Source organism: Nocardia transvalensis NBRC 15921 (assembly GCF_000308875.1).
In the GTDB taxonomy this organism is placed as follows: Bacteria; Actinomycetota; Actinomycetes; order Mycobacteriales; family Mycobacteriaceae; genus Nocardia; species Nocardia transvalensis.
In genome coordinates, this window is record NZ_BAGL01000013.1 from 1 (window position 1) to 18,185 (window position 18,185).

17 protein-coding genes and 1 pseudogene are annotated in these 18,185 nt (G+C 68.2%); 7 read left to right on the plus strand and 11 right to left on the minus strand.

Annotated elements, in window-relative coordinates; genetic code table 11:
* Nucleotides 1-618 (minus strand): annotated as a pseudogene (locus ON41_RS05130) (formyltransferase family protein); the annotation flags it as partial.
* A 245-nt stretch (nt 619-863) separates the two neighbouring features.
* The gene (locus ON41_RS41020) at nt 864-1,394 is read right to left on the minus strand and encodes a hypothetical protein (protein WP_157185363.1); all 531 of its coding nucleotides are present in this window, start codon (nt 1,392-1,394) and stop codon (nt 864-866) included.
* Between the two features lie 161 nt (nt 1,395-1,555).
* Here ON41_RS41020 and ON41_RS05140 point away from each other — a divergent pair, with 161 nt between their 5' ends.
* Nucleotides 1,556-2,575 (plus strand): adenosine deaminase, encoded by a 1,020-nt coding sequence (locus ON41_RS05140; RefSeq protein WP_040745772.1) that lies wholly within the window; start codon nt 1,556-1,558, stop codon nt 2,573-2,575.
* 5 nt (nt 2,576-2,580) lie between these two features.
* On the opposite strand, the gene ON41_RS05145 is transcribed toward ON41_RS05140, so the two are convergent.
* Complete coding sequence (locus ON41_RS05145) at nt 2,581-3,477, minus strand: sigma-70 family RNA polymerase sigma factor (protein WP_040745614.1); 897 nt, start codon at nt 3,475-3,477, stop codon at nt 2,581-2,583.
* A 232-nt stretch (nt 3,478-3,709) separates the two neighbouring features.
* On the opposite strand from ON41_RS05145, the gene ON41_RS05150 reads away from it, so the two are divergent.
* Nucleotides 3,710-4,234 carry a hypothetical protein gene (locus tag ON41_RS05150; RefSeq protein WP_246460911.1) on the plus strand — a complete coding sequence of 175 codons (525 nt, stop codon included), beginning with the start codon at nt 3,710-3,712 and terminating at the stop codon, nt 4,232-4,234.
* Between the two features lie 240 nt (nt 4,235-4,474).
* Entirely contained in the window at nt 4,475-5,629 is a 1,155-nt protein-coding gene (locus tag ON41_RS05155) for a cytochrome P450 family protein (RefSeq protein ID WP_373281320.1), read from the plus strand.
* Between the two features lie 130 nt (nt 5,630-5,759).
* On the opposite strand, the gene ON41_RS38790 is transcribed toward ON41_RS05155, so the two are convergent.
* Nucleotides 5,760-6,392, minus strand: coding sequence for a QsdR family transcriptional regulator (locus ON41_RS38790; RefSeq protein ID WP_157185364.1), 633 nt, complete (start codon nt 6,390-6,392; stop codon nt 5,760-5,762).
* Between the two features lie 104 nt (nt 6,393-6,496).
* Here ON41_RS38790 and ON41_RS05165 point away from each other — a divergent pair, with 104 nt between their 5' ends.
* Nucleotides 6,497-8,113 carry a glycoside hydrolase 5 family protein gene (locus ON41_RS05165; protein ID WP_040745616.1) on the plus strand — a complete coding sequence of 539 codons (1,617 nt, stop codon included), beginning with the start codon at nt 6,497-6,499 and terminating at the stop codon, nt 8,111-8,113.
* A 5-nt stretch (nt 8,114-8,118) separates the two neighbouring features.
* Nucleotides 8,119-9,399, plus strand: coding sequence for a serine hydrolase domain-containing protein (locus ON41_RS05170; protein ID WP_085995617.1), 1,281 nt, complete (start codon nt 8,119-8,121; stop codon nt 9,397-9,399).
* A 28-nt stretch (nt 9,400-9,427) separates the two neighbouring features.
* Here the strand turns inward: ON41_RS05170 and ON41_RS05175 are convergent, their stop codons facing one another.
* On the minus strand, nt 9,428-10,426 hold the full coding sequence (locus tag ON41_RS05175; protein WP_040745617.1) for a LysR family transcriptional regulator: 999 nt from the start codon (nt 10,424-10,426) through the stop codon (nt 9,428-9,430).
* A gap of 252 nt (nt 10,427-10,678) precedes the next feature.
* Here ON41_RS05175 and ON41_RS05180 point away from each other — a divergent pair, with 252 nt between their 5' ends.
* Nucleotides 10,679-11,914: a Glu/Leu/Phe/Val family dehydrogenase gene (locus tag ON41_RS05180; protein ID WP_083905156.1), complete on the plus strand. Its 1,236-nt coding sequence runs from the start codon at nt 10,679-10,681 to the stop codon at nt 11,912-11,914.
* A gap of 16 nt (nt 11,915-11,930) precedes the next feature.
* Here the strand turns inward: ON41_RS05180 and ON41_RS05185 are convergent, their stop codons facing one another.
* Together ON41_RS05185 and ON41_RS05190 are read right to left on the minus strand one after the other, a co-directional pair.
* Nucleotides 11,931-12,617 (minus strand): SDR family NAD(P)-dependent oxidoreductase, encoded by a 687-nt coding sequence (locus tag ON41_RS05185; RefSeq protein ID WP_040745618.1) that lies wholly within the window; start codon nt 12,615-12,617, stop codon nt 11,931-11,933.
* Nucleotides 12,614-13,510: an NAD(P)H-binding protein gene (locus ON41_RS05190; protein ID WP_040745619.1), complete on the minus strand. Its 897-nt coding sequence runs from the start codon at nt 13,508-13,510 to the stop codon at nt 12,614-12,616. The genes ON41_RS05185 and ON41_RS05190 overlap by 4 nt, the downstream gene beginning before the upstream one ends.
* Nucleotides 13,511-13,577: 67 nt before the next feature.
* Here ON41_RS05190 and ON41_RS05195 point away from each other — a divergent pair, with 67 nt between their 5' ends.
* A complete protein-coding gene (locus ON41_RS05195; RefSeq protein ID WP_040745620.1) occupies nt 13,578-14,393 on the plus strand; it encodes a LysR family transcriptional regulator in 816 nt (271 codons plus the stop codon).
* A 1-nt stretch (nt 14,394) separates the two neighbouring features.
* On the opposite strand, the gene ON41_RS05200 is transcribed toward ON41_RS05195, so the two are convergent.
* The 4 genes from ON41_RS05200 to ON41_RS05220 form a co-directional block, all read right to left on the minus strand.
* Nucleotides 14,395-15,066 carry a GAF domain-containing protein gene (locus ON41_RS05200; protein ID WP_040745621.1) on the minus strand — a complete coding sequence of 224 codons (672 nt, stop codon included), beginning with the start codon at nt 15,064-15,066 and terminating at the stop codon, nt 14,395-14,397.
* 65 nt (nt 15,067-15,131) lie between these two features.
* Nucleotides 15,132-15,860, minus strand: coding sequence for an enoyl-CoA hydratase/isomerase family protein (locus ON41_RS05205; RefSeq protein WP_083905145.1), 729 nt, complete (start codon nt 15,858-15,860; stop codon nt 15,132-15,134).
* Between the two features lie 107 nt (nt 15,861-15,967).
* A complete protein-coding gene (locus tag ON41_RS41365) occupies nt 15,968-17,380 on the minus strand; it encodes an ATP-grasp domain-containing protein (protein ID WP_157185365.1) in 1,413 nt (470 codons plus the stop codon).
* Between the two features lie 106 nt (nt 17,381-17,486).
* Nucleotides 17,487-18,182, minus strand: a complete 696-nt coding sequence (locus ON41_RS05220; RefSeq protein WP_040745624.1) for an aspartate/glutamate racemase family protein — start codon at nt 18,180-18,182, stop codon at nt 17,487-17,489.
* Between the last annotated feature and the right edge of the window lie 3 nt (nt 18,183-18,185).

Sequence of the window (18,185 nt, forward strand, 5' to 3'; positions counted from 1 at the left end):
CTGGGAGTCGGCGGCCCGCAGCCGGCGCAGCACCGTGGCGGTGTCGTCGGTGGACCAGTCGATGCGGCGGTACTCCTGCGAGTGGTAGGGCCGCAGCTGCCCGCGCACGTCGGGCCGGTCGTAGTCGAGCGGTTCGGGCATGAACGAGCTGTCGGCGAAGCGGTCGACCGCCAGCAGTACCGCCCGCACGGCCGCGTCGGAGACCTCGTTGCGATACAGCTCGCTCTTTCCGCAGCGGGTCACCCGGAAGGGTTCGGAGGCCCAGATCGGCCCGGCGTCCATCTCGGCGACCGCCTGGAGCACCGTGACGCCCCACTCGGGCGCGTCCTCACGGATGGCCCAGTCGAGGGAGGACGGGCCGCGGTCGCCCTTCGGTCCGGGATGGACGATCAGCACGGGGTGCCGCGACCAGATGTCTTCGGGGATCGCGGAAGTGAGCATCGGCGCCAGGATCAGATCCGGCCCGAACTGGGCCACCCGAGCACGCAGCAGGTCGTCGCCCAGCGCCAGTTCGACGCCGACGCGATGCCCGCGTTCTCGTAGTTCGGTGTGAACCCGCTGCGTGAGACTGTTGAATGCGCTGGCGACCAGCAGGATGCGCACCGTGTTTTCCTCCATCAGGCAATACCGCTAGGCGGACCGGAAGCCGGTCCTAATGAAACGTCCACAACGAAACTAGCGGTGCGCCAATTACGGTGCATCTCGGGCACACCGGGAACTACGGACGGGGATTTCGCGGTGCCAGACTCGGTCGCGTCCGGTACGGGCCCGGCCGCCGCCTCGAGCAGCAGGAACGCTGGCGGACAACAACTCTCGGCGTCCCCGCGGGAGGGCGCGAGCCCTGTCCGCGGGGGTTGCGCGATTCAGACCAGCGAGCCGTCGAAGCACACCGCGGGCGTGCGCCAGGTCGGCTCCGGGCGTGCGGTCCCGGTGTCGAATCGCCACGAGGCGGCGGGTGCGGTGGCCTTCCAGAACAGCCTGCCGTCGGCGGCCCGGACGACCTGGTAGACATCTTCGGTCCCGGCGATCAGCTGATGGCCGACGCAGTAGTCGTTGTAACCGGTGCCGGGCTGCCGCGCGCCGGCGCTGAACCGGCCCGCCGGATCGGCGCGGGAGCCGGGATTGGCGACGGTGTCCTGGGCGCCGGTGGACGCCCCGGCGGCCCAGAAGGGTGCGCCGTGCCCGTCGGCGCCGCAGACGTAGGTCCGCCCGCCCGCGACGACGGACGATCCCTGGGCATGGGCGCCGCCGTCCCAGAGGCAGGCCCTGGCGGGTGTGGGCATCGAGGTCAGGGTCTGGGCCGCGGCGGATCCGGCGCCCAGGGCCAGGCCCGCGGTGACGACCGCGCCGATCGTGAGGAGGGTGAACGGGGTGCGAGGAACACGTCGGAACATGGCCTGACCTCTCTTGCTCGCCATTGAGCAATCTACTATCTACGTACGTAAATAGTAGATGATTCCGGTGGTGAGCGGCCATGTCGTGCTCATCACTCGGGTCACGAAATCGACGCGGGGATAGCCGCACCGTCCGGGAGCCGGTGCGCGATCATGGGTGGATGCCCACAGATCTCGCCGAATTCGTGCGCGGCCTGCCCAAGGCCGAACTGCATCTGCACCTGGAAGGCACCCTGGAGCCGGAGCTGAAGTTCCGGCTGGCCCGGCGCAACGGCGTGGACCTGCCGGAACGCACGGTGGACGAGGTCAAGCAGACCTACGACTTCCACGATCTGACGTCCTTCCTACAGGTCTACTACCCGGCTATGCGGGTCCTGCAGCAGGCGCGCGACTTCCACGACCTCGCCTACGAGTACCTGCTGCGGGCGCACGCGCAGGGCGTGCGGCACGTCGAGATGTTCTTCGATCCGCAGGCCCACACCGGCCGCGGCGTCCCCTTCGACACGGTGATCGGCGGATACCGGTCGGCGATCGTGCGGGCGCGCCGCGAGGTCGGCATCTCGGCCGAACTGATCCTGTGCTTCCTGCGTGACTTCTCCGCCGAATACGCGATGGCGACGCTGATGGAGGCGCTGCCGTACCGGGACTGGATCATCGGCGTCGGACTCGATTCCGACGAGCGCGGTAATCCGCCGAGCAAATTCGCGGCGGTCTTCGAGCGCGCCCGGAGCGAGGGCTTCCAGCTGACCATGCACTGCGATATCGATCAGCAGGACTCCCGCGAGCACATCCGCCAGGCGCTCGAGGACATCGCCGTCGACCGCATCGACCACGGCACCAATATCGTCGAGGACGAGCGCCTGGTCGAACTCGCCGCGTCCAAGGGCGTCGCCTTCACCTGCTGTCCGGTCTCCAACTCCTTCGTGACCGCCGAGATGAAGTCCGCGGAGATCACGACCCTGCTGGAGCGCGGCCTGACCGTCACCGTCAACAGCGACGATCCCGCGTACTTCGGCGCCTACGCCGCCGACAACTACGTGGCGCTGGCACAGCGCGCCGAGCTGACCACCGATCAGCTGGCGGAACTCGCCCGCAACTCCTTCCGCGCCGCGTGGATCACCCCCGCCCGGCAGGAGGCCTACCTGGCCGAGGTCGACGCCTACGTCGCGAATCACGGTTAGGCCGTTCAGGTTCCGATCGTGCCGAGTTTCGCGCGATTGGCCACGGCGTAGATGCCGCGGATCTTCTCGGTCCCCGGATCGATGTCGAGGACGAGGACCGCGAACGGCGCGCCGTAGGCGGACACCACCGCGGCGGGGTCGCCGTTGACCGTCCCGTAGGCGATGCCGAGGTCGAGGGTGTTGCGGCGCATCGTCGGGTTGGTGAGCAGGCGGGCCACCTTGTCGGCGCCCTGAATCGGCCGCCGCGCAGCGTGTTTCGCGCCGCCGGTATCGGTCCAGAAGGTGACGTCGGGTGCGAGCAGCGCCAGCAGTTCGGCGAGATCGCCGCCGGCCTGCACCGCCAGGAACTTCTCGGTCACCGCGCGTTGCAACCGCGGATCGGTCCGGTGCCGGGGCCGCCGCGCGTGCACGTGCTCGCGGGCGCGGTGCGCGAGCTGGCGCACGGCCGCCGTGCCGCGGCCCAGGATCTCGCCGATATCGGCGTGCGGGTAGCCGAAGATGTTGTGCAGGACGAACACCGCCCGCTCCAGCGGCGTCAGCGATTCGAGCACGACAAGCATTGCCAGCGAGACGGATTCGGTGCGCACGGTCTCGTCGGCGGCGTCGGCGCGCGCGTCCGACACCCCGGTGAGCAGCGGCTCCGGCAGCCATGGGCCGATATAGGTCTCGCGTCGCCGGGCGATCGCCTCCTGCCGTGCCAGGGCGGTGTTGACGGCGATGCGGACCAGATATGCGCGGGGGTTGTCGACGGGCGCGGTGCCGGGACGGCGGCGTCCGGACCAGGCCAGCCAGGTGTCCTGCAGGACGTCCTCGGTATCGGTGACGGTGCCGAGCATGTCGTAGACGATCGAGAACAGCAGTTCGCGGTGATCGGCGAATTCCCGGGTGGCGGCGTCGCTCATGAATCCTCCTCGGCCTCTCGCACCTAGGAGTGCGTCGCGTCCGGGAACGTGACGACATGTGAGCTGGATCTCCGGGACGAATATGTCCGTCCGACGCGTACCGCGACGGAAATTCCTACCGTTTGATAATAATGACGAGGCTCGACGCGATATGAGTGAACGATGGGCAATCGACACCGCCGGTGTCGCCGTACATTTCGTGAACCGCAATCCGATTCGAGGGAGTACGAGTATGCATCGCATGTTCCTGGGCGCGGCCGCCGCCGCGCTGATCGGCGCCGGGGTGGCCGTCGCGGGGCCCGCCACGGCCGACGCGGGGGAGCCCTGCCAGCTGGGGTGGTCGAATGTGGGTCCGCGGACGTGCGCCAAGTCCGACTTCACCCTCAGCCCGGTCCTCACGGTCGGCAACGGCGTCTGCGCCGGCATCCTGAACGCCGGCGGGACCGCCTTCGACGGGCCGCTCTACCAGTACTCCGAGGCCCCGGGGGCCGAGCATTCGGTGGTCCTGCGCATCACGCAGGGTTTCTCGCCCGTGGGCGAGTGGGGGCCGCAGCTGCTGGCGTGCGATGTCACGACGATTCTGGACTGGCACAACCTCGACACCGGTGCCGCGGGCAGCGTCAGCCGCTTCGTGCCGGCGGGCCAGCGCCTGACGGCGGCGATCCTGCTCGCCGAGACCGGTCCGGGCCGAGTCCAGCTCACGCTGCGGACCGACCGGCCGAATATCCCGGCCGCGGCGGAAGTCTTCGTTCCGTAGGCGTTTCGCGGGCGGTCGCTCGCGGGCGCTCCATTCCCTTTGCCCGGCTATCACTTTCATCTCGAAATTTTCCGGAGGATGGGGCATGCTGTACCGGCGCGCTCGAACAGGTACGGGCGCACCGAATTTGGTGTACGGCACCCGAGTGATTGGAATTCTCTCTTGAGCGCACGCGAGTCCTCGCCGACCGCGACCTGTCCGGTGGCACATGGCTCGCCGTTCGACTCGGATGGGCCCAGGGTGTCGCTGCACGCGCACGAATTCGCGCTCGATCCGCATCGCGTGTACGGCGATATGCGGCAGCGGTACGGGTCCCTGGTGCCGGTCGAACTGGCGCCGGGCGTCCCGGCCACCCTGGTCATCGGCTACCGCGCCGCGCTGCGCATTCTCAACGATCCCGAGCACTTCCCGGCCGACCCGCGCCGCTGGCAGCGCGGCGTCCCGGCCGACTGCCCGGTGCTGCCGATCATGGAGTGGCGTCCGACCGGAAGCCGCAATGCCGGAACCGAATTCGAGCGCTACCGGCAGGCCACCCTGGAGAGCATCAACGAGGTCGACCTCTACGGCCTGCACACCACCGTCGAACAGGTCGCCCTGCCGCTGATCGATGCCTTCCGCCCGGAAGGTGCGGCGGACCTGTTGAGTCAGTACGCGTTTCCGCTCACCTTCCAGGTCTGCTGCGCCATGGTCGGCTGCCCGCCGGAGATCGGCCAGAAGGTCGCCACCGGCATGGCCGCCATGTTCGAGGGTTCCGACGCCGACGAGGGCAACCGGATGGTCAACGACGCCATGCGTGACCTGGTGAACCTGAAGCGGGTGGAGCCGGGCAACGACGTCGCCACCCAGCTGCTGCGCCACCCCGCCGGACTCGACGAGGAAGAGCTGGTGCACCAGCTGGTCACCTTCTACGGCGCCGGAATCGAGTTGCAGCTCAACCTGATCGTCAACACGCTGCTGCTGATCCTCACCGACGACCGGTTCGGCGGCGAGGTGCTCGGCGGCGCCCTGTCCACCCGCGACGCCCTGGACGAGGTGCTGTTCAACGACCCGCCGCTGGCGAACTTCTGCATGACCTACCCCAAGCAGCCGATCCTCATCGACGACGTCTGGCTCCCCGCCGACCAGCCGGTCCTGGTCAGCATGGCCGCCTGCAACAACGATCCCGCCATCCGCGTCGACGACCGCACGGGCAACCGCTCACACCTGGCCTTCGGCATCGGCCAGCACGCCTGCCCCGCCCGCCCCCTGGCCTACCTGATCGCCCAGGACGCCATCGACCAACTCCTGGACATGCTCCCCGACATGCGCCTAGCCCTCCCCACCGGCGAACCCGACTGGCGCCCAGGCCCTTTCCACCGAGCCCTAGCCGCCCTACCCGTCACCTTCCCAGCGTAAGCGGCAGCATCCCCCACTCATTTCCTCGACGCGTCACCCACTGATTCCCGCGACGCGTCACTCATTTATTCCCGCGACGCGTCACTTATTGATTCCCTCCTCGCGTCACCCACTGATTCCCTCGTGAGTGTCACCCACTGATTCCCTCCTCGCGAAGCAGGAGGGCGATAACCGTATGCGCCGTGGCCGGATCGGGGTTGAGGGTCGGGTCGCCTCCGTTGTGCAGGTAGCGCTCGCCGAGCGCGACGATGCCGTCGGCCAGCGTCGCCGGGGGAGCGGGGGGACGGTAGTTGCCCTCGGTCACCTCCTGCTCGATCGCGTCGGTTAGCAACCCGACCAGGCGCGGGCGGATCGGCCCGTTCGGCGCGGTGAGCATGCGGACCGCGCGCTCGCCCTCGGTGGCCAGTAGCGCGCGCAGCGGCGCCGCCTGCGCCGTGGCGTCGAGAAACCACTCGATCCCCTGCCGGAGCCGGGGGAGCCCACTGCCGGGCGCGGCGGCGATCGCGTTCTCGACCAGCCGGTGCAACTCGAACCAGACGACATCGGCGAGAAGCCGATCGCGGTCACCGGTCCAGCGGTACAGCGTGGTGCGCGAGACACGGAGTTCGGTGGCGAGTTCGCCCATGTCCAAGCGCTCGCCGTGCAGGAAGCGGTGGCGTGCCGCGGCGAAGGCCTCGGCGGGCGTCGCGCGGGACGGCGTCTTCCGCTCACCCGTCGCGGCCAGGTAGGCCGGCGTCGGGTGAGCACCGGTTGCGGACGTCATGCGGAACATCCTAGCCAGGCTCACCACCATGAAACAGTTGACTCGATTGATCCGCAGAGTTACATTTCGCGAGAATGTAACATTGAGCGGATTCGGGAGTCTTCGTGCGCATTCGATACATCCTGGTCGCGGCCGCCGCGATCCTCGGCGCCCTGGTCACGCCCGCCGGCCCGGAATCCGCTGACGCCGGGGCGGATCCCGGCGCGCCCGCGCAGCGGTCATCGGTGGCCGGGGTGTCTGCCGGGCAGTTCCGCGACGGTTTCGTGCGGCGCGAGGGGTCCGCATTGACCGTGGCAGGGCAGCCCTTCCGGTTCTCCGGTGCGAATATCGAATGGCTGGGCCTGATGAACTACGGCCCCAACCCCTCGGCGGCGGTCCCCGCGGGCAGCGAGCGCTATCCCACCGAATTCGAGGTCGACGACGCGTTCGCGACGGCCCGCGAGATGGGCGCGACGGTGATCCGCTCCCAGACCCTGGGCGATACCGTCGGCTGCCCGTCCTGCCTGGAACCCGCACTGGGACAGTTCAATCCGGACGCGTTCGCGCACATGGACATGGTCGTCGCCAAGGCCCGCGCCCACGGCCTGAAACTGATCGGCGAGTTCTCCGGCGACGCCGACGGCGCCCCGTCCCCGGACCAGAACTCGCCGACCGCCGACAGCCACGACTGGTACTGCACCTGGCGGAACCGGCCCGACTGCGGGCACGCCTTCTTCACCGATCCGGACCTCATCGGCGACTACGAGCGCCACATGCGAGCCGTACTCGAACACGTCAATCCCCTCACCGGCCTCGCCTACAAGGACGATCCGACCTTCGCCGGCTGGGTCGACGGCAACAATCTCGACCTGCTCGACGGCGTGCCGATGCCGGTGATGGAGGACTGGCTGCGCACGGTCTCCGACCACTTCCACGCGATCGCTCCCCGGCAGCTGTTCGTGAATATCAGCCTCGGCGGCGGCGACGGATTCGTCACCGACGGCGCGCTGCGGATCCCCGGCATCGATATCTACGCCGCCGAGTACTACCCGCACTGGCTGCCGATCGTCTCCGGCGGCAACCGCATCGACGGCAACGCCCCGTCGTTGCACGACAAGGCGAGTCAGGTCGCGGCGGCCGGAAAATCCTTCGCCGTGATCGAATTCGGCTGGGACCGCACCGATTTCCTCACCCCCGACGCCCTGCGTGACTTCGCCACCGGCCTCGAGAACGATCCGAATATCGCGGGCGACAACTTCTGGGCCCTACAGGCGCACGCCACCGGCCATGGCTGGCAACCGATTCCGGCCGATACCGGCTGCTCACCCACGTGCGAGTGGGGCGAGGACGGCAACTGGTGGGCGCTGTACTACACCGGCATCACCACCGCCTCGCACGATGCCGCCGATATGGCCGCCCGCGCCCAATTGCTGCGCACTCACTCCTATGCCATGGCGGGCTACCCGGTCCCGCCACCCCACGACCCGGTCCCCGCACCGACCATCACCTCTGCCGATGCGGGCACGGTGCTGTTCGAGGGCGCGGCCGGGGCGCGGGACTATTCGATCCAGCGGCAGGACGGCGGCGGCTGGTCGACCGTGTGCGACCACTGCGTGACCGACGCGTCGGGCGGCTGGCACGACCCCGACACCGCGTCACCGGGCTGCTATCGCGTCGTCGGCTACAACCTCGACGGTGTCGAGGGCATGCCGTCCCGCCGTGCGGGCATCTGCGCTGAGTGACGACCATGAATCTGCGCCTCTTGTTCGTCGTATTCGCCGTCACGGCAGCGGTTTTCGCACCCTCCGCACATGGCGAGCCGCAGCGTGCCCGATGCGAGCTACCATCGCCCGGCGGTGAATTCGCCACCGCCGCACCCGAACAGGCGGATCTGGACCCCGACGCCGTACGAGCCGCGATCGACTACGCCGCCGGTCATATGCGGACCTCGGTGCAGGTGTTCCGCGGCAACTGCCTGGTCGGCCGGGGTCCGCTCGACGCCGTCACCGGAACCCTGCCCACGCCGATGTGGAGTTCCACCAAGAGCGTGATCTCGATCCTCACCGGAATAGCCTTGGGGGAGGGCAAACTCGGCCTGGACGACCCGATCGACGCCTACCTGCCCGCCGGTCCCCGGTGGGGCGACGCCGCCCACCGCGCCCTCACCCTCCGCAACCTGCTCACCCAGACCTCCGGACTGGCCGAGTCCATCCTGGCCGAATTCGCGACCACCGGCATCGACCCGAATATCGCGCAGGAGGCCCTGGCCCAGCCGCTGGTGCATCCACCGGGCACGTACTTCCAATACAGCCAGCGCACACCGGATCTGCTGGCCTTCGTGGTCCAGCGCGCGGTCGGGGAGGACCTCCAGGACTACGCGCAGCGCACGCTGTTCGACCCCCTCGGCATCCCCCGATCGTCCTACACCTGGCTGCGCGACCGCGCCGGAAACACCTACGGCTACGCCCATCTGTTCCTGCCGCCCGTGCACTACGCGAAACTCGGCCTGCTCCTCGGGAACGACGGCGCATGGCGCGGGCGGCAGCTGATTCCCGCCGCCTACGTGCACGAACTCGGCGCTCCCACGGCCGCAAACGGCTGCTACGGATTCCTGTTCTGGACCAACCGCGCCGCGCCCTGCACCGCGGGCGACCAGACCGTCCCCCGCACGATCGACCAGCGCATGATCCGGTCCGCGCCGCCGGACCTCTACGCCATGATCGGCGCCTTCCAGCAGAGCAACTTCGTCATCCCCAGCCTGGACATGACCGTCACCTGGACCGGCTTCGGCGGTGACGCCAACCCGTTCGGCGGCTCGCACGCCGCCGCGAGCGACCTGTTCCACGACTTCTTCCGCATCCTCCTGCGCGGCGTCCGGGATCAGCAGGTCCCCGATCCCGGCCCCTACGAAGCCCCGCCCCTCGCCCTCAACCCCGACCTACGCGACAACCTCGACCCCGACATCCTCCGCCGCGACCTGACCCCCAACCCGCAGTGCACCGTAATCGCCTGCGCCCCAACGCCATAGTCATGCGGTCTTCCGCTACTCGCCGGAGTCAGCCGAGCCCCAGCCCCCGGCTGCTCGCCTCGAACGGCGTCGGGGGCGACGGCACCGTCGCCACCTCCTCCGGGGTGGGCAACGGGGTGTCGGCCGCCAGCCCCTTCTCCGCCGCCGCGGTCCGGATCGCGTCCACGACGAGCAGCAGCGCCGCCCGCCGCGCGGTATTGGTGCGATAGGCCAGCGAGACGGTCCGGGTGAGAACGTCCCCGAGTGGGACGATATCCACACCGGGCGGACGCAGCGCCAAGCCCAGGTCCGAGACCAACGTCACACCCAATCCCGCCGCGACCATCGCCATCGCGGTCGCCTGCTCCTCCACCTCGTGATCGATCCGCGGCTCGAGTCCGGCGGACTGGAAGGCCAGCCGGACCGCGTGCCCGAAATGCGAGCGGGCGGGCGCCAGAATCCACGGGTGCTCGGTCAGTTCGCCCAGCGTCACGCTCGCCGCCGGGACGGCCCCGACCGGCACGGCCGCATAGAGCCGCTCTACCGCGATGATCGCGCGTTCCAGACCACGATCCCAGGTCATCGGGTAATTCGAGTAGTCGAGAACGAACGACAGATCCAGTGACCCGTCCCGCACCGCCGCAGCCGTCGACTCCGGGGCCAGCTCCTTGGTCCGCACCGAGATGCCCGGATGCGTCCGCGCGAGCGCGGTCAGCGCGTCGGGCACTAAACCGGACGCCACCGACGCCCACACCCCGGCGGTGATCTTGCCCGTCACCGATTCCCCGGCTTCCTCGAGCGCCTGGGTCGCGCGCTCGACCGCGGCGAGGATTTCCCCGGCGTGTTCGGCGAGCAGTACCCCCTGGTCGGTCAGTTGCACGCGGCGGCCGCGGCGCTCGAACAGCCTGGTGCCGACATCGCGCTCCAACTGCGCCAACTGCTGGGAAACCGCCGACGCGGTGTAGTGCAGGGCGGTTGCGGCGGCCGTGATCGTGCCGCGTCGGTACAGCTCGCGCAGCATCCGCAGGCGGGCCAGCGACAGGTCCATGCAGACGAGCCTATGCGGAGGCAAGAGGCTTAGTGCTCTCCACTGCGGGTGAACTGTGCAGCATCGGTGAACACGGCCGTGTACGAACCGTAAATAGACGCGAAGGGAGGTTTAACCGCAGGCTGGTGGCACCGAGCGCGAGCCATCGGCCGGGACGACGAGGTCCGGCAGGAGTCCGTGTGACCCGGCGAGGTCCCGTGGATGGTGGCGACCGGCACCGAAGACGAAGAGGAGGTAGACGCCGTGACGACGATGCAGAACCCGGCCGAGAGCACCGCGCAGACCGTTCCGACCATTCCCACGCCGACACCCGTTGTCCCCGCGCTCCGTCGTCCCGAGCCGTACATGCGCTTACAGTGGACCGATTCGATCACCGGAGCGGTCGGCTACCTGGTCGTCCACACCCTGCGCGCGGGCCTGGCCACCGGCGGCACCCGGATGCGGGCCGGCTGCACGGTGACCGAGGTCGAGGACCTCGCCCGCGGCATGGCCAACAAGACCGCCACCTTCGACCTGCCCATCGGCGGGGCCAAGGGCGGCATCGACTTCGACCCCAAGGACCCCCGCGCCGTCGAGGTGCTGGAGCGGTTCTGCGAGGCCATGCGCCCGTGGATCGATGCCCACTGGGTGACCGCCGAGGATCTGGGCGTCCCGCAGCACCTGATCGACGAGGTCTTCGAGAAGCTCGGCCTCGGCCAGAGCTACCACGCCGCCATCCGCCGCGCCGCCGATCCGGCCGCGACGCTGGAACGTGTCCGGAACGGACTGAACGCCGAGGTCGAGGGTGGATTCATGCTCGGCGACGTGATCGGCGGCTACGGCGTCGCGCACGCCTGCCTCGCCGCCGCGGTCTCGTGGGGCCAGTCGCCCGCCGAGACGACCGTCGCGATCCAGGGCGTCGGCACCATGGGCGGCGCGGCCGCGTTCTACCTGCACGAAGCCGGTATGAAGGTCACCACGGTGGCCGACGCCGCCGGCACCCTGCACAGCGCCGACGGCCTCGACATCCCCGCGCTGCTCGACCTGCGCGACGGCTTCGGCGAGATCGACCGCACCCGGCTGCCCGAGGGCGTCGAACAGCTGCCGCGCAACGCGGTCCTGTCCGCCGACGCCGACATCCTGGTCCCCGCGGCGATCTCCTACGCGATCACGCCGGACAACTCCTTCGACATCCGCGCCCGCGTCATCGTCGAGGCCGCCAACGCCGCCACCACCCCCGAGGCGGAGGCCATGCTCGCCGCCCGCGGCGTGCCGGTGCTGCCGGACTTCGTCGCCAACGCCGGCGCGGTGGCCTGGGCCTGGTGGCTGCTGCTCGGCGAGGTCGACGACAACCCGGAGAACTCCTTCGACCGGCTCCGCACGATCATGCACACCAAGGTCGCCCTGCTGCTGGCCGCGTGGACCGACCACGGCGTCACCCCGCGCGAGACGGGCCACCGCTGGGCCGACGAGCCGGCGCCGCTGGCCGGCCCGGTCGTCATCCCCTGACCGCAGGCCCCCGCAACTACCAGGGCACGGTTTCGCCCTGGTAGTTGCGGAACTGCAAACCCGGTGTGCCGCTGTGCCGTTCGATCGTGTCCACGACGCCGGGGACCGACTGATCGACGGTCAGGGCAGCGCCCGGCCCGCCGAGTTCGGTCTGGACGTGGCCGGGGCACATCAGTAGCAGCGTGTGCGCGGCCTCGGCGTGGCGCGCGGCATAGCTGCGCATCAGCTGGTTCAAGGCGGATTTGCTCGCGCGATAGACCTCGTGCCCGCCGCGGGTGTTGAAGCCGATACTTCCTTGGCGCGAAGACATTACGCCGATGGTTCCCGCTGGCGTGACCAGCGAGCGGAAGGATTCGACCACCCGCATCGGGCTGAGCGCGTTCGTGACCATGACCTCGGTGAACATCTCCGTCGGCACCTCGCCGACCGGAATGTTGTCCCGGGCGATCCCGGCATTCACGAACAGCAGGTCGAGAGCGCGCCCGTCCAACCGCTCGCGCAGCGCCGAGATCTGTTCCGGCACAGTAATATCCAGCGTCTCGACCGTGACCCGGCCCGCGGATGCGTCGGCCAGATCGTGCAGGCCGGTGCGCTCGGTGCCGCGGACGGTCCCGATCACATCCCAGCCGCGCCGCCACAATTCGGTGGCGATGCCGAGACCCAAGGTGCGGGAGGCCCCTATGACGAGTGCGGTGCCGCTCATGCCCGCACCGCCGGGATGAGCACGCTTTCGCACCATTCGCGAAAGCTGGTGGGGCTCGCGGTCTCCGAGGTACGCGGCACCGCGTCGTCGAGGCCCTCGTCCTTGGCCCGCATCATGTCGACGAAACCGTCCCGGAACGCCGCACCGACGCCGCCGGCCGTGAGGGAGGCACGGAAGTCCTCCAGCGACTCCCGGTGGTAGCGAACCGGGCGGCCGAGCACCTCGGAGATGATGTGCGCCATATCGTTCGGCGACACGTCCGCGGGGCCCAGCACCGGAACCTCGCCGGTGCCCGTCCACGACCGGTCGAGCAGCAGGCGGGCGGCGGCCGCGGCGATATCGCGGGTGGCGACGAGCGGGGACCGGTGGTCGGCATCCACCGTCCACGTGAATACGCCGTCGTCGCGGATCGAATCTATCTGCCGCGCAACATTGTCCATGAACGTCGGGTTGGCCAGCGCGCGATAGTGCACGCCGCTGCCCGCGATCAGGTCGTCCATGGCCAGCGAGGCCGTCACCAGCCCGGCACGACCGGCGACGGGAGTGCCGCGGCCGAGCGCCGAGACGCCGACGACGTGCCGGACGCCGTGCACTGTGAACGCCTTCGCGGCGGCGCGGGTGAAGCCGGAGTACGCGGCGTCCAGGCTCGTCGCCTCGGAATCCGGTGGGACCAGCCAGAATACGGCGTCCGCGCCGGCGAAGGCGCGGTCCACGACGTCGGCGTCGCCGTGCGAGCCGGTGACGACGTCCACACGGTCGCGGACCTCGCCGGGAAGTTTCGCGGGGTCGCGCACGATGACGCGCAATTCCTCATCGTGAGTAGCGGTTTCGTCGAGCAAGATCTCCAGTAGCCGGCCGCCGATGTGGCCGGTGGGAGTGGTGATCACGATCATGCTTCGAGTCTCGGGACAGCGGCCCGCGGCGTCCAATACCCTTTCCGGAAATTGATACCCTGAAGGTATGGATCTGGACCTGCGCAAGCTACGGTACTTCGCCACGGTGGCCGAGCACCGGCACTTCGCCCGGGCGGCGGAACGCCTCTACATCGCTCAGCCCGTGCTCAGCCGCCAGATCAAGGCCTTCGAGCAGGAGCTGGACTGCACCCTGTTCGTCCGGACCACTCGCAGTGTGGAGCTGACCCCCGCGGGCCGACAGCTCTACGAGGAGTCGAAGGGAATCCTCGCGGCCGTCGACGCTGCGGTGCGGCGCGTGCACGACGCCGACCTGGGCGTCCAGCGACTCGTGATCGCCTTCTCGGCCGGACTGCACGTCTCGGAGGCGATCCGGGCCTTCTCCGCACAGTATCCTGACGTGGAGACCGACATCATCCCGGTCCGCTGGTGGGAACAGGCCGCGCCGCTGCGCGACGGCCGCGCCCAGATCGGTTACCTGCGAAAGCCTTTCGACGAAACTGGCCTGCGCATCATCCCCATCGGCCACGACCCTCGCGTCGCCTGCATGCCCGTCACCCATCACTTGGCGGGCCGCCCCGAACTCACCACCGACGACCTCGAGGCCGAGCGCATGCTCGACGCCCCGATCCGCCGGACCTCCTCCTTGGAGGAGAAATTCGAACTCATCGCCTCCGGCCACGGCATCGGCTTCGTTCCCCTGAGCGTCGCCCGCTCCTACTCTCGCCCCGACCTCGTCAGCATCCCCGTCACCGACGCCCCCGATATCGAAACTTGCCTGGCCGTCCACGCCGACCGGCACGAGAAACTCCTCCGCGACTTCCTCGACATCGCCACCACGGCCCTGCGCGCCGAACCGTCCTGACTCACCGGCGCGGGGCGATTCCGTTCCCGCCGGACCACGTCAGATGGTTTGTGCCCTTGGGATGCACGACGTTTCGGCTGTGCCAGGGAATCGCCCGGCCCGCCGCCTCGGCCAGCAGGGCGAGTAATGGCCGGTCGGAGTCGAAACGCGGCCTCGCCCGCGGGTAGTGGCACGAGATGACGCCCAGGGCCTCGCCGGTGGGGCTGGCGATGGGTATCGAGAGCACGGCTCGGGCCGCGGATTCGAGCATGACGTCACGACTGTCCCGGGTGAACACGGAGCTGTGCTCGACGTCGGCGACGGCGACCGGCGTGCCACGGGCCGCCGCGTCCGCGCACGCCGACCCGTGGTCGCCGACGAGATCGAAGAATTCCAGGAATTTACGCCGGAATCCGCGCTGCGCCGCGATGACCAGCCCGTCACGGTCCGGATCGAACAGCTGCACATTGCCCTTGTCCGCGTCCGAGTGCTCCAGAAAGGCGTCCAGCAGCTGGTACAGGAGCATGCGCGGCGAGGTCACCGCGAGCCGATACGGATCGAGAATGTCGAGTTCGGCATGCGCGGCCCCCTTGGGCACCACCAACTCCTCGATCGACCGCAGGGTCCCGGTGACCTCGGCATCGATGACACGCTGCTCCCAGGCGTGCGCCCCGACCGACGGCTCTCCGTCCATACGTCCAGTATCGGCCGACGTACCCGCCGGAGCGACCGCGCGGCCGACAAGGCCCCTGAACCCGCCTACCCCCTGAGCCGCTCACCCATGTCATCGGGAAGCCCGAACGGCAACCCCCGCTCCGACTCCAGCGCGGCCCGCCGCCCCGATCCCCGCGCCCGCGCATACAACTTCTTGTAGATCCGATTCGTCCCCGCTGAGTTAGCGGCAATCTCGAACGCCAACAACGAAACCGCCGTATCCAACTCCCCCTCGGGCACACAGCGATCGATCAGCCCATACCCCAACGCCGTCCCCGCATCGATCTTCCGACTGGTAAAACTCAACTCCTTGGCCCGCGCCATCCCCACCCGCTCAGGCAACCGCACCGACATCCCCCACACCGGCACCAGCCCCCACTTCCCATGCGTATCCCCAAAACTAGCCGTCTCAGCCGCCATCAACAGATCACACCCCAGGGCGAGTTCTAACCCTCCGGTCAGACAGTGCCCCCGGATCTTGGCGATAGTCGGCCGCGGAAACTCCTCGAGTAGATCGATAGTCTCCGCCTCGAAGTGACTCGTCTCCTCAGCCTCGCCTCCCGCTAGCACCGACAGATCATGCCCCGCACAAAACGACCGCCCCGCCCCGGTAAGCACGAGGCAGTGCACCGACGAGTCGGTAGCCAACTCCTCCAGATGCGCCCGCAACTCGGCAAACACGCCAACATGCAGAGCATTCAACTTGTCAGGCCGATTCAGCGTCAGCGTGCTGACACCATAGCTATCCTCGCGGAGCACCAGTGGGGAGGTCATCGATGGGAATCCTGTGCGCTATAGGGTAATTCAACGGTTATTTGGCAAGATTCTCTACCAGATTTCCGCTCGAAGCAACACGCTTCGTCCGGCCCCGTGGCCACTGCTCAACCTTGATCTCGGTATTCCGCGGCCAGCGTGCGCAGTAGTCGAATGAACCTCGCCTCGAACTCGTTACAAGAGGCGGGGGAGGTTCCGAAGAAGGTGGCGCCGATCTTGCCGTGCGGTGTGAGCGTGGTCCACAGATGGGGGACCGTGCCGGTGCCGGTCCGTGGATCGAACGCGACACCGGGCGTGCGGTCGAGCGCACGGATCAGTTCCGCAGTGGGTAATCCCACGTACTCGGAAGAGGCGATATCGTCGGTGGCTTTGTAATGGACCTCGCGGCCGAGGGGCCCGACAGCGGTGCCGTCCGATCGCCAAGTTCCAGGGAGACAGGCGCGGGCGGTGCGGTGGGGGTGAGTGGTTCCCGTCTGGCGGAGATTGATCTCCAGGGCATAGAGTGAGACGTCTTGCCCGGCAACGCTTTTCGTGAGGGCTACGAAATCGACTCCGACGTGGCCGGTGACTCCGAGGCGGGCGAGGTGGGCGAATACTCTGCCGGACAGGCCGACTACATCGCGGCGATAGTGTTCACCGGCTGGATACCGGCACGAACTGTACTCTCCATGTGCGCCGATCACCTGATCGTGGACGCCGAGAAACTCGACGTGCACGTCTCGGTCGTGCTCTGTCCGAGATAGGTAGGCGAGCGCACTCGGCCACGCGAGCTCGGTACCTGTGGTCGCCTCGATGCGGCGTTCGACGACACACCCGTTCCGCTCGACCAGGGCGAGAAACTCGTCGGTGGTGATCTTCCCGCTGCACGGCCGCAGCACGTGGCCGAGAGTTGTTGCGGTAAAGGGTGAATCGATGAATCGACCGTCTACCACTGCGTTGCCGTGCCCACTACCGAAGCCGCTGTCTATTTTCACGAACCATGCGGCCGCGCCCAGGCGCTCGGCGAGGTCGGTCAGTGTCGCCGCCAGATCGGTTGCGGATCGGATGAGGCGATAAGTGCCAGGGGGACAGGGTACGTCCACCGTGCGGAAAATCTGTCGCGCACCGGATTTCGTTCCCCATCGCAAGAGGTCCGGAGCTGTGTCGAGAAGTGGGATCTCCAGCTCATCGGCCATCTGTGCCATGAGGTCGCTCGAGGCGTAGCAGGACAGGCCCTCGACCGTGTGTCCTCGCCTGCGGGCTGCGCGGGTGGTAGCGCGGATTCGATCGGTCAGTGGTCGGTGGGCCAGGATCTTCTCGCTGAGGTGGATGGCCCGGTCGTCGTCGACATCCACGAGGGCATGTCGCTCCCGCACATCGCGGCGATCCGATGGCAGACACCGGAACAGGAAGTCGAGCACGTGCTGCCCGAGCGGCGGGGCTTGAATTTGTACGATCGCGAGGTCGGGCTCGGCGCCGAGACGCAGTGACTCCCACACTCCACGGCTACCGGACAACCAGCGCGCGGTGCCGTGCGCCATTTCCCGCTCCGAGAATTCCTGGGAAGGACAGACCACCCGGAGTCGCATCGGTGCGGACCGTGCCAGTGTGCGGTCCAGGTGGTCGAGCGTGGAGAAGATGTCCTGCTCAGTTCGGCTCGAGCGCCCAATCAAGTGCCGTCTCCACATGCAGAAGCGTGGTGTCGAAGACCGGAAGCGGGCAGTTGTCCTCATTCAGGAGCAGCCCGATCTCGGTGCAGCCCAGGATGACCCCCTCCGCCCCCCGGTCGGCCAGAGATCGGACGATATCGAGGTACACGGCCCGGGAGTGGTCCAGCACCTTTCCGAGGCAGAGTTCGTTGTAGATGATGTCGTGAACAATGGCACGCTCGTGCTCATCCGGTATCAGCACATCGAGGCCTTTTTGTTCCAGCCTGGACCGATAGAACTTTTGCTCCATCGTGTATCGCGTGCCCAGCAGTGCGACGGTGCCGATGTGGGCATCGAGAAGCGCCGCCGCGGTACCGTCCGCAATGTGGAGGACGGGGATGGAAATCGACGAAGCGATGTCGTCGAACACCCGATGCATGGTGTTCGTACACAACACCACGCAATCCGCGCCACCACGTTGCAGGCCTTTCGCGTGATCGGCCAAGAACTCGCCGGCAGCTTCCCAGTCGCCCCGTTGCTGCATGTCTTCGACGATGGCGAAGTCGACTGATGACAGCAGGCAGGCGACGGAGTGCAATCCGCCGAGTCGATCACGAATACCGCGGTTGAGTTCCTGGTAGTACGTTGCCGTGGATTCCCAGCTCATTCCACCGATCAGACCGATAGTTCGCATACG

What these genes read in the sequence shown, in the direction of transcription:
- ON41_RS38790 (WP_157185364.1), bottom strand. Translation starts at nt 6,392, where the DNA reads ATGACGTCCGCAACCGGTGCTCACCCGACGCCGGCCTACCTGGCCGCG.
- ON41_RS05175 (WP_040745617.1), bottom strand. Translation starts at nt 10,426, where the DNA reads ATGGACCTGTCGCTGGCCCGCCTGCGGATGCTGCGCGAGCTGTACCGA.
- ON41_RS05145 (WP_040745614.1), bottom strand. Translation starts at nt 3,477, where the DNA reads ATGAGCGACGCCGCCACCCGGGAATTCGCCGATCACCGCGAACTGCTG.
- ON41_RS05195 (WP_040745620.1), top strand. Translation starts at nt 13,578, where the DNA reads ATGGATCTGGACCTGCGCAAGCTACGGTACTTCGCCACGGTGGCCGAG.
- ON41_RS41020 (WP_157185363.1), bottom strand. Translation starts at nt 1,394, where the DNA reads ATGTTCCGACGTGTTCCTCGCACCCCGTTCACCCTCCTCACGATCGGC.
- ON41_RS05190 (WP_040745619.1), bottom strand. Translation starts at nt 13,510, where the DNA reads ATGATCGTGATCACCACTCCCACCGGCCACATCGGCGGCCGGCTACTG.
- ON41_RS05185 (WP_040745618.1), bottom strand. Translation starts at nt 12,617, where the DNA reads ATGAGCGGCACCGCACTCGTCATAGGGGCCTCCCGCACCTTGGGTCTC.
- ON41_RS05205 (WP_083905145.1), bottom strand. Translation starts at nt 15,860, where the DNA reads ATGACCTCCCCACTGGTGCTCCGCGAGGATAGCTATGGTGTCAGCACG.
- ON41_RS05140 (WP_040745772.1), top strand. Translation starts at nt 1,556, where the DNA reads ATGCCCACAGATCTCGCCGAATTCGTGCGCGGCCTGCCCAAGGCCGAA.
- ON41_RS05150 (WP_246460911.1), top strand. Translation starts at nt 3,710, where the DNA reads ATGCATCGCATGTTCCTGGGCGCGGCCGCCGCCGCGCTGATCGGCGCC.
- ON41_RS05200 (WP_040745621.1), bottom strand. Translation starts at nt 15,066, where the DNA reads ATGGACGGAGAGCCGTCGGTCGGGGCGCACGCCTGGGAGCAGCGTGTC.
- ON41_RS41365 (WP_157185365.1), bottom strand. Translation starts at nt 17,380, where the DNA reads ATGGCGCACGGCACCGCGCGCTGGTTGTCCGGTAGCCGTGGAGTGTGG.
- ON41_RS05180 (WP_083905156.1), top strand. Translation starts at nt 10,679, where the DNA reads ATGCAGAACCCGGCCGAGAGCACCGCGCAGACCGTTCCGACCATTCCC.
- ON41_RS05170 (WP_085995617.1), top strand. Translation starts at nt 8,119, where the DNA reads ATGAATCTGCGCCTCTTGTTCGTCGTATTCGCCGTCACGGCAGCGGTT.
- ON41_RS05220 (WP_040745624.1), bottom strand. Translation starts at nt 18,182, where the DNA reads ATGCGAACTATCGGTCTGATCGGTGGAATGAGCTGGGAATCCACGGCA.